This window comes from Roseivivax halotolerans (assembly GCF_900115815.1).
Taxonomy (GTDB): Bacteria; Pseudomonadota; Alphaproteobacteria; order Rhodobacterales; family Rhodobacteraceae; genus Roseivivax; species Roseivivax halotolerans.
Genome location: NZ_FOXV01000002.1, coordinates 321,872 through 330,793 on the forward strand (window position 1 = coordinate 321,872; position 8,922 = coordinate 330,793).

Sequence of the window (8,922 nt, forward strand, 5' to 3'; positions counted from 1 at the left end):
CTGCGGGTTCGCCCCGCTTGGGCTGGATGATGCACGAAGCGGGGCGCGCGCGCAATTCACCACTCTGTAGGGGTCAGCCGGTGATCTCGAATCCGGTTGGCGGCGGACCTTCTGCTTCGTTCACGTCGATCGCGGAGACCTGCGCCATGCGCGGCCCCTGCTTCAACCGTCCCAGCATAGTCTGGACCGCCTGATCGGGCCCGGAGAAGACAGCTTCGACATCGCCGCCCGCGAGGTTTCTGACCCAGCCCGACAGCCCGAGTTCCTGCGCGTTCTCCTGCGTCCAGGCGCGATAGGACACGCCCTGCACGCGGCCAGAGATACGTGTGCGGATATGGCGGTCGGGCATAGCGGCTCCAGTACTAGTTTCAGGCAGGACTCTGCGTGTCCGGCCCGCGCTCCGTCAACCACGCCATGTGCCGGCAGGAACAATGCCGCGCTGAAGCCGTTTGCCATGCAGCGACGGTGGTGCCGATGCCCCACCTGCCATTCTGCACCGGAGACACGGATGAAAACCACCCTCACCGTCAATGCGCGCGAATATGATGTGGATAACGATCCACGCCGCACGCTTCTTGATACCTTGCGCGACGATCTCGGCCTGCCCGGCACGAAGAAGGGCTGCGATCACGGCCAATGCGGGGCCTGCACGGTTCTGCTTAACGGCGAGCGCGTCAATTCGTGCCTTTGCCTCACAGCGATGCATGACGGCGACGAGATCACCACGATCGAAGGCATCGGCTCGCCCGACAAACTCTCGGCGCTTCAGGAAGCCTTCGTGAAGCATGACGGCTACCAGTGCGGCTATTGCACGCCGGGTCAGATCATGTCCGCGACCGCGATGCTGAAGGAGATCTCGGACGGTGCGCCCTCTTACGTGAGCGACGATCTTCAGACCGCATCCCTGAGTGATGCCGAGATGGCGGAGCGCATGTCCGGCAATCTTTGCCGTTGCTCGGCCTATCCGCTTATTCGTGAGGCCATCGCGATGGCGTCGGAGGTCAAGAAATGAAGCCATTCGATTACATTCGCGCGGGCGAGATCGAGGACGTCGCCGGCGGGCAGATCATCGCAGGCGGCACGAATCTTCTGGACTTGATGAAGATCCAGGTCGTCGCGCCCGATGCTCTCGTGGACATCACCCGGCTCGACGGTCTGTCGGACATTGCCGAACACGAAGGCGGCCTTCGTATTGGCGCGCTCGTGACCAATACGACGGTCGCGAACGATGCAAGGGTTCGTGAGGGCTGGCCGCTGTTGTCGCGGGCAATCCTCGCGGGCGCTTCGGCGCAGATCCGCAACAAGGCGACCACCGGCGGCAATCTCTTGCAGCGCACCCGTTGCCCCTATTTCTATGACACCTCGCAGGCCTGCAACAAACGCGCCCCAGGCTCGGGCTGCGCGGCGATGGGCGGCGCGGGACGGATGCTCGCAATCTTCGGCACGTCCGAGCATTGCCTCGCCGCGCATCCCTCCGACATGGCGGTCGCGATGGCGGCGCTTGAAGCCGAGGTGGAGATCACCAATGCCAGCGGAGAGACCCGCTGCGTGCCCATGAACGACTTCTATCGCGGCCCGGCAGATCGACCCGATGTCGAAACGGTGCTTGGGGACGGTGATCTCGTCACCGCCGTGATCCTGCCAACGCCGCGCGCCGGGGAACGCCAGACCTACCGCAAGGTGCGGGATCGCGCGTCCTACGCCTTCGCGCTCGTTTCCGTGGCAGGTTCCGTCCGTATGGAGGGTGACACGATCAAGGATGTGGCCCTCGCCTATGGCAGCGTCGCGCCGCATCCGTGGATGGATCAGAAGGTGGTGGAGATGCTCGAGGGCGAGACCGCTTCGAACGAGCTGTTCCAGCGCGCGGCAAAGACCCTTGTGCCCGAGACCGCGCCGCATCCGGACACCGAATACAAGATCACCCTGCTGCGCCGCACCTTCATCGCCGCCATGCGGCAATTGACCGGGCTCGCAGACAGTGCCGGCACCGATATTTCGAGGGCTCACTCATGAAAGATCACTTCACGATGGACGCGCCGCAGCCGCGGCTGCTGGACGAAATGAAACAGGGTGTCATCGGCACGCCGATGGACCGCCCGGACGGCCCGCAGAAGGTGTCAGGCACCGCCGGCTATGCCGCGGATCACACCACCGAGAACATGGTTCACGGCGTCCTGGTGCGCGCGACGATCACGCGCGGCCGCGTCAGGCAGATCGACAAGAGCAGCGTCGAAGCAATTGACGGCGTGATCGATGTCATCACCGATGCGCGCATGATCCGCAATCCGGCGCAAGGCATGGCCGGGTCCGCGCCGGTGCAGCCCGGCGATGCGGTGCATTACCACGGTCAACCTATCGCGGTTGTCGTGGCGGAGACCTTCGAGGCCGCCCGCGATGCCGCGCAGCGTCTAGCCGTGCATTACGAGACCGAAGAGGCCGCCGTCACGCCTGAAACCAGCACCGATGTCGAAACCGGCGAGCCGGAGACGGCGGGCGATTTCGAGGCGGCATGGTCGGGTTCGGAGGTCACCGTCGACAAGACCTACACGACCGGCGCTCATGCCGCTGCCGCGATGGAGCCGCACGCTGCCATCGCGGAATGGAAAGATGGTGCGGTGACGCTTCGGAGCGCGCTGCAGATGGTGCGCTTCAACAAGAAGGAGCTGGCGGACACACTCGGCATCGATCCCTCCAACGTTCGCATCCTCGCGCCGTTCATCGGGGGGGGCTTCGGATCGAAGCTCGGCCTCGGCCCGGAAGCCGCCGCAGCGGCAATCGCCGCCGAGAAACTCGGTCGCCCCGTACGCGTCGTGATGACCCGGCAAAACGTCTTCGACACGGTGCTGCGCCGCTCCGAGACCTCGCAGCGCGTGCGTTTCGGCGCGACGAAGGCCGGCAAGATCACCGCGATCGCACATGATGACCGGGTGTCGAACATCGATGGCGAAGGCTTCGCCGAGCCGGTCACGCAAGCCTCGCAGTTCCTTTACGGCGCAGACGGGCTGAGCTTTACCCAGACCCTTGCGCGGATCGCCACGACCCCCGCGGGCTCCGTGCGCGCACCGGGTGAAGCGGTGGGCATGCTGGCCTTCGAAGCCGCGCTCGACGAGCTGGCCGAAAAGCTCGGGATCGACCCCGTGCAGCTGCGCCTCGATAACCTGCCCGAGACACATCCGATGGATGGTCGGCCCTACAGCGCACGGCGCCTCGCCGATTGCCTGAAGGACGGGGCCGAGCGCTTCGGCTGGGCGGATCGCGGGGCACCCGGATCGCGCCGCGAAGGCGATTGGCAGATCGGCATGGGTGTCGCCTCGGCAGCGCGGGCGAATATGCTCATCAAATCCTCGAGCCGCGTGCGCCTGACCGGCAATCGGGCCATCGTCGAGACCGACATGACCGACATCGGCACGGGCACCTACGCGATCCTCGCGCAGATCGCCGCCGAGGCGCTTGGCCTCGATCCCTCGCATGTCGAGGTGCGGCTCGGCGATTCTGACCTGCCTGGCGCATCGGGATCTGGCGGCTCTTTCGGCGCCAACTCGGCCGGCTCCGCGACCTTCCTCGCCGCCAAGAAGATCCGCGCACGCATCGCCGAGGCGCTTGGATGCGCCGAAGACAGTCTGACACTGCAGAATGGTCTTGCCCGAGGCGACAACAGGGAAGCGGCGCTGACCGACCTCGTCACCGAAGAGTTTCTCGAAGAGGCGACGGTCAAGGCCGGTAAAACCTCTGAGAGCCATTTCTCCTCGGGCTTCGGCGCGCATTTCGCCGAAGTCGCGGTGCATGAATGGACCGGCGAGGTCCGTGTGCGCCGGATGCTGGGCGTGATGTCGATGGGCCGCATCCTCAACGAGAAGACGGCCCGCAGCCAGGCAATCGGCGGGATGATCTGGGGTATTGGATCGGCGCTGACCGAGGAGATGCAGAGCGATCCGCGGGACGGCCATGTGGTGACGCGGGATCTCGCCAATTACCACGTTCCGGCCCATGCGGACGTTCCGGGCCAGATGCAGGTCGTCTTTCTTGAGGAACGCGACGACTACGCCAACCCGATCCAGACCAAGGGCATCGGCGAACTCGGCATCTCGGGTGCGGGCGGCGCGATCCTGAACGCCATCGCCCATGCGACGGGCCGCCGGGTCTACGACTACCCCGCGACGCCCGACCGGGTGCTGGCCGCGCTGGACGCGTAAGAGACGGAACTGGGGCCGCGGCAGCGCTGCGGCCCCCTCCTCGACCGATGGGGCCATCCGGGCCGTGAAAAACGAAGGCGGAGCGGCGTCGTGCCACCCAGACGGGACGCCATCCCACCTTGACCGTCCCACGCTCCCGCGTCATATCGCCAAGCCATGAGCACACCCCTTTCGCGCATCCGCAACTTCTCCATCGTCGCCCATATCGACCACGGGAAATCCACCCTGGCCGACCGGCTGATCCAGCTCACCGGAACGGTGTCCGAGCGGGACATGAAGGACCAGTTGCTCGACGCGATGGATATCGAGCGCGAGCGCGGGATCACCATCAAGGCGAACACCGTCCGCATCGAATACCCCGCCAAGGACGGCGAAACCTACGTGCTGAACCTTATCGACACGCCGGGACACGTGGACTTCGCCTACGAGGTCGCGCGCTCGATGCAGGCGGTCGAAGGCTCGCTTCTGGTGGTGGACGCCACGCAAGGGGTCGAGGCGCAGACGCTCGCCAACGTGTATACCGCCATCGACGCCGACCACGAGATCGTGCCGGTCCTCAACAAGGTCGACCTGCCTGCCTCCGATCCCGACCGCGTGCGCGAGCAGATCGAGGATGTGATCGGCATCGACGCTTCCGAGGCATGCCTGATCTCGGCCAAGACGGGCGTGGGCATCCCGGACGTGCTCGAAGCCATCGTGCAGAAGCTGCCGCCACCTGACGAGGGCGATGCGAACAAGCCGCTGAAGGCGATGCTCGTCGATTCGAAATACGACCAGTATCTCGGCGTCATCTGTATCGTCCGGGTGATCGACGGCACGCTCAAGAAGGGCGACCGCATCCGCATGATGAAGACGGGCGGCACCTATGACGTCGACGATGTGGGCGTCTACCGGCCTGTCATGACCAATGTCGACAGTCTCGGCCCCGGCGAGATCGGCTATCTCAACGCCTCGATCAAGCAGGTGCGCGACACTCGCGTCGGCGACACGATCACCCACGAGAAGAAGCCCTGCGAGACGCCGCTTCCGGGCTTCAAACCCTCCGTGCCGGTGGTGTTCTGCGGGCTCTTCCCCGTCGATGCCAACGACTTCGAGGATATGCGCGACGCGATCGAGAAGCTCGCGCTGAATGATGCCTCCTTCACCTACGAGATGGAGACCTCCGCCGCGCTCGGCTTCGGCTTCCGTTGCGGGTTCCTGGGGCTTCTGCACCTCGAAGTGATCCGCGACCGGCTTGAGCGGGAATACGGCATCGAGCTCATCACGACCGCGCCCTCGGTGATTTATCACCTCTACAAGAAAGACGGCGAGCGGATCGATCTGCACAACCCCGCCGACATGCCGGACATGACCTATGTCAGCCATATCGAGGAGCCGCGTATCAAGGCGACGATCATGGTGCCGGACGAGTATCTGGGCGACGTGCTCAAGCTCTGCCAGGAGCGGCGCGGCATCCAGCTCGACCTGACCTATGTGGGCGGCCGGGCGATGACGGTTTACGATCTGCCGCTGAACGAGGTGGTCTTCGACTTCTATGACCGGCTGAAATCCGTGACCAAGGGCTATGCCAGCTTCGATTACGAGCTGATCGGCTACCGCGAGGACAACCTCGTGAAGATGTCGATCCTGGTGAACGACGAGCCCGTCGACGCGCTCGCCATGATGGTCCACCGCGACCGGGCCGAGATGCGCGGCCGCGCCATGTGCGAGAAGCTCAAGGAGCTGATTCCGCGCCACATGTTCAAGATCCCGATCCAGGCCGCCATCGGCGCCAAGGTCATCGCCCGCGAGACGCTGTCCGCGATGCGTAAGGACGTGACCGCGAAATGCTACGGCGGCGATGCGAGCCGGAAGAAGAAGCTTCTGGAGAAACAGAAGGCCGGCAAGAAGAAAATGCGCCAGTTCGGGAAGGTGGAGATCCCGCAGGAGGCGTTCATTTCGGCGCTGAAGATGGACAGCTGAGGCGCGAGCCGGGTCGCCAGCGTGAGCCCGCGCCGCGCACCCAGCGCCTGCCCGCGGGGTGGCGCTCCGACGATCGAACGCAAGCGCTTTATCTCGACCACACCCTCGCAAAGATCGAACGCAAGTCCGCACTGCCCCAAAGCGCCAGCCCGTCCGGGCGGGCAGGCGCTGGGAACGCGGCGGCCGCGAGCGGCCTTGATTCCGCGCTCCCCGGCGCGAGGCACACGCGTGTTGGTGATGCACGCCACCCCGGCTAGCCTCACGCCATGCTGAGACCTCCACTCCTCCTGCCGCTCGCTCTGGCCGCCTGCACCCCTGCCCCGAACCATCTCGGCAATCCGCTCCTTTTGCCGGTCTCGGCACTCACGACTGGGGCGCAGAACGCCGCCTACAACGCCCGCCGCGCGGAGGTGAAGGCGGTGTTGGCGGGAACAGGACCGGCGGTCCTGCATGATGCGAACGCCCAGGCGCGGCTCTGGCGCGTGGCTCCGGTGCCGGTGGCGGAGCGCAAGGATGTGTTGCGGGACATTGCAGACCTCCCCGATCCCGGCAGTGCCGAATGGATCGAGGCGGCGACGGTGACGGTTATGGTCAGGCTTTGATCTCTGCCCGTTCGAGCCGGTTCAGAAGCGCCTCGGCGCAGCGCTCCACGAGGTCGAGCGCGCCGTCGAAATCGCGGGTGTGATAGGGATCAGGCACCGCGTCCGTGCCCGGCTCCTCCAGAAGGTCGGTGAACAGAAGCATCTCCGCGCCACCCTCGGGCCGCATCGCCTCGAGATCGGCGCTGTTCTGCGGGTCCATCGCGATCACAATGTCGAAGCGCTCGAAATCCGCCGCATTGGCCTGCCGTGCCCGCAGGCCCGACAGATCGTAGCCCCGCGCCTGCGCCGCCTCCTGCATCGGTCCGTAGGGCGGATCGCCGATATGCCAGTCGCCGGTGCCCGCGCTGTCGAGCGTCAGATCCAGACCGCGCTCCGCCGCTTTCTGGCGCACGACCCCTTCCGCCGAGGGCGAGCGGCAGATATTGCCAAGACAGACGAACAGGATGGATGTGGGCATTGGGCCTCCGGTATTGACCTTCAACAAGTGAGCCCGTGCCCCGCGAAAGGCAATGATGGACGGCAAGATCGTGATCCTGACCGGGGCGGGCATCTCCGCGGAAAGCGGGCTCGGCACGTTCCGCGACAAGGACGGCATCTGGACGAAGCATTCCATCGAGGATGTCGCGACGCCCGAGGCCTTCGCCCGCGATCCTGCGCGCGTCCAGGCGTTCTACAATGCCCGCCGCGCGCAGGCCGCGGAGGCAACACCCAACGCCGCCCATATCGCGCTGGCGGAATTGCAGGCGGCGCGGCCGGACACGGTGATCGTCACGCAGAACGTCGACAGTCTGCACGAGGCGGCAGGGGCCAAGGTGATCCACATGCATGGTGAGTTGTCACGGGCGCTCTGCGCCGTGTGCAGGCACCGCTGGGACGCGCCGCTCGAGATGCGGGTGGGCGAGACCTGCCTGTCGTGTGGCGCGCCCGAGGCGCGACCCGATATCGTCTGGTTCGGAGAAATGCCCTACCACATGGAGGAGATCCTCGATCACCTGCTCGATGCCGATCTGTTCGTCGCCATCGGCACGTCGGGGCTTGTCTACCCGGCGGCGGGTTTCGTCGAGGAAGCCCGGATCGCCGGGATCGACACGGTCGAGATCAATCTCGAGGCCACGGAAGCCTCGGCGCTGTTCGACAGGACGGTGACCGGCCCCGCGAGCGACGCGGTGCCGGCCTGGGTCAAGGGGATGCTGGGGCGCTAGCCCGGCGCGTCAATTGCCCGACGCGCCGTGATTCATGTCGCCGTGGTTCATATCCCCGTGGTTCATCGCGCCATGATCCATGTCCTGCCGTTCGCGGTCGACCACGATATCGAGCGAGACCTCCGTTCCGTCCTCGAAGCCGAGGGTGACAGGCACGGTCTCGCCCTGGATCAGCGGATCGTTTAGCCCCATGAACATGACGTGATCGCCGCCCCGGGCGAGTTCGTGCGTCGCACCGGGCGCGATCTCGATGCCGTCTTCGATCTCCACCATCTGCATCATGCCATTTTCGGCTTCGATATGGGTGTGAAGCTCGACCCGCGCGGCGATCTCGGAGGCGGCGGTGACAAGACGCATCGGGGCGTCACCGGTATTCTCGATCACCATGAAGGCTGCGCCTGTCGGGGCGGAGGGCGTGGCACTGCGGATATAGGCGTCGGAGACTGTGATCTCCGCGGCAGCGGCGGAAGCGAAGAGCGCGGCGGCGCTCGCGATGAGGGTCGTACGGAACATGAGCGGAATCCTTTCCCGGTCCGGATCTGATAGAATTGACGTAACGGATCAGGACAGGAACGGCGGCGCCCGCGCGTGAGGTCCGAGGATGGCGCGTCCCGCGCTTTGCCGGGACGCCACAGCATCAACATGCGCGCGAAGGTTCGCAGCGCGCAGAGACGATATCCGGGGCGCATCCGCGACGAACAGGAGCGCATCCCCGGCATCGGGGCAAAGCTGGCTCCGGCGGACCGGCTCGCCCTCGGTATTGAGCGTAAGCGTGACGCGCTCGAGACCCGAACATAGGATGACGCTTTCATGGGCCGGCGCCGCGCCGCGCGCCACGGCCATCTCGATGCTGGTTCCGGCAAGGACCAGCGCAAGCAGGCAAGACAGGAGGGCGCGCAGTATCATGCCTCCGTCATGCCGCCTCACCCTTTCGCCGGCAAGGCGACAATTGAGCGCCGCGAT

General features: G+C 65.5%; 10 protein-coding genes. 6 read left to right on the forward strand and 4 right to left on the reverse strand.

Going from position 1 to position 8,922, the window contains the following annotated elements; genetic code table 11:
• Positions 1–73 precede the first annotated feature (73 nt).
• Positions 74–349: an acylphosphatase gene (locus BM171_RS04530; protein WP_093009630.1), complete on the reverse strand. Its 276-nt coding sequence runs from the start codon at positions 347–349 to the stop codon at positions 74–76.
• Between the two features lie 159 nt (positions 350–508).
• Between BM171_RS04530 and BM171_RS04535 the strand changes: the two genes are divergently transcribed.
• From BM171_RS04535 to BM171_RS04555, 5 genes are all read left to right on the forward strand, one after another.
• Positions 509–1,012, forward strand: a complete 504-nt coding sequence (locus BM171_RS04535) for a 2Fe-2S iron-sulfur cluster-binding protein (RefSeq protein WP_093009631.1) — start codon at positions 509–511, stop codon at positions 1,010–1,012.
• On the forward strand, positions 1,009–2,013 hold the full coding sequence (locus BM171_RS04540; RefSeq protein WP_093009632.1) for an FAD binding domain-containing protein: 1,005 nt from the start codon (positions 1,009–1,011) through the stop codon (positions 2,011–2,013). Before BM171_RS04535 ends, BM171_RS04540 begins: the two co-directional genes overlap by 4 nt.
• Complete coding sequence (locus tag BM171_RS04545) at positions 2,010–4,193, forward strand: xanthine dehydrogenase family protein molybdopterin-binding subunit (protein ID WP_093009633.1); 2,184 nt, start codon at positions 2,010–2,012, stop codon at positions 4,191–4,193. The genes BM171_RS04540 and BM171_RS04545 overlap by 4 nt, the downstream gene beginning before the upstream one ends.
• A 156-nt stretch (positions 4,194–4,349) precedes the next feature.
• Positions 4,350–6,155, forward strand: coding sequence for a translation elongation factor 4 (gene lepA, locus BM171_RS04550; RefSeq protein WP_093009634.1), 1,806 nt, complete (start codon positions 4,350–4,352; stop codon positions 6,153–6,155).
• Positions 6,156–6,421: 266 nt separating this feature from the next.
• Positions 6,422–6,757 carry a hypothetical protein gene (locus BM171_RS04555; protein ID WP_093009635.1) on the forward strand — a complete coding sequence of 112 codons (336 nt, stop codon included), beginning with the start codon at positions 6,422–6,424 and terminating at the stop codon, positions 6,755–6,757.
• On the opposite strand, the gene BM171_RS04560 is transcribed toward BM171_RS04555, so the two are convergent.
• A complete protein-coding gene (locus BM171_RS04560) occupies positions 6,747–7,214 on the reverse strand; it encodes a low molecular weight protein-tyrosine-phosphatase (RefSeq protein WP_093009636.1) in 468 nt (155 codons plus the stop codon). The genes BM171_RS04555 and BM171_RS04560 overlap by 11 nt on opposite strands.
• A gap of 55 nt (positions 7,215–7,269) precedes the next feature.
• Between BM171_RS04560 and BM171_RS04565 the strand changes: the two genes are divergently transcribed.
• Positions 7,270–7,959 (forward strand): NAD-dependent deacylase, encoded by a 690-nt coding sequence (locus BM171_RS04565; protein ID WP_093009731.1) that lies wholly within the window; start codon positions 7,270–7,272, stop codon positions 7,957–7,959.
• 9 nt (positions 7,960–7,968) lie between these two features.
• Here the strand turns inward: BM171_RS04565 and BM171_RS04570 are convergent, their stop codons facing one another.
• Both BM171_RS04570 and BM171_RS04575 read right to left on the reverse strand, forming a co-directional pair.
• Complete coding sequence (locus BM171_RS04570; RefSeq protein ID WP_093009637.1) at positions 7,969–8,472, reverse strand: copper chaperone PCu(A)C; 504 nt, start codon at positions 8,470–8,472, stop codon at positions 7,969–7,971.
• A 48-nt stretch (positions 8,473–8,520) separates the two neighbouring features.
• Positions 8,521–8,865: a hypothetical protein gene (locus BM171_RS04575; RefSeq protein WP_093009638.1), complete on the reverse strand. Its 345-nt coding sequence runs from the start codon at positions 8,863–8,865 to the stop codon at positions 8,521–8,523.
• Positions 8,866–8,922: the final 57 nt, after the last annotated feature.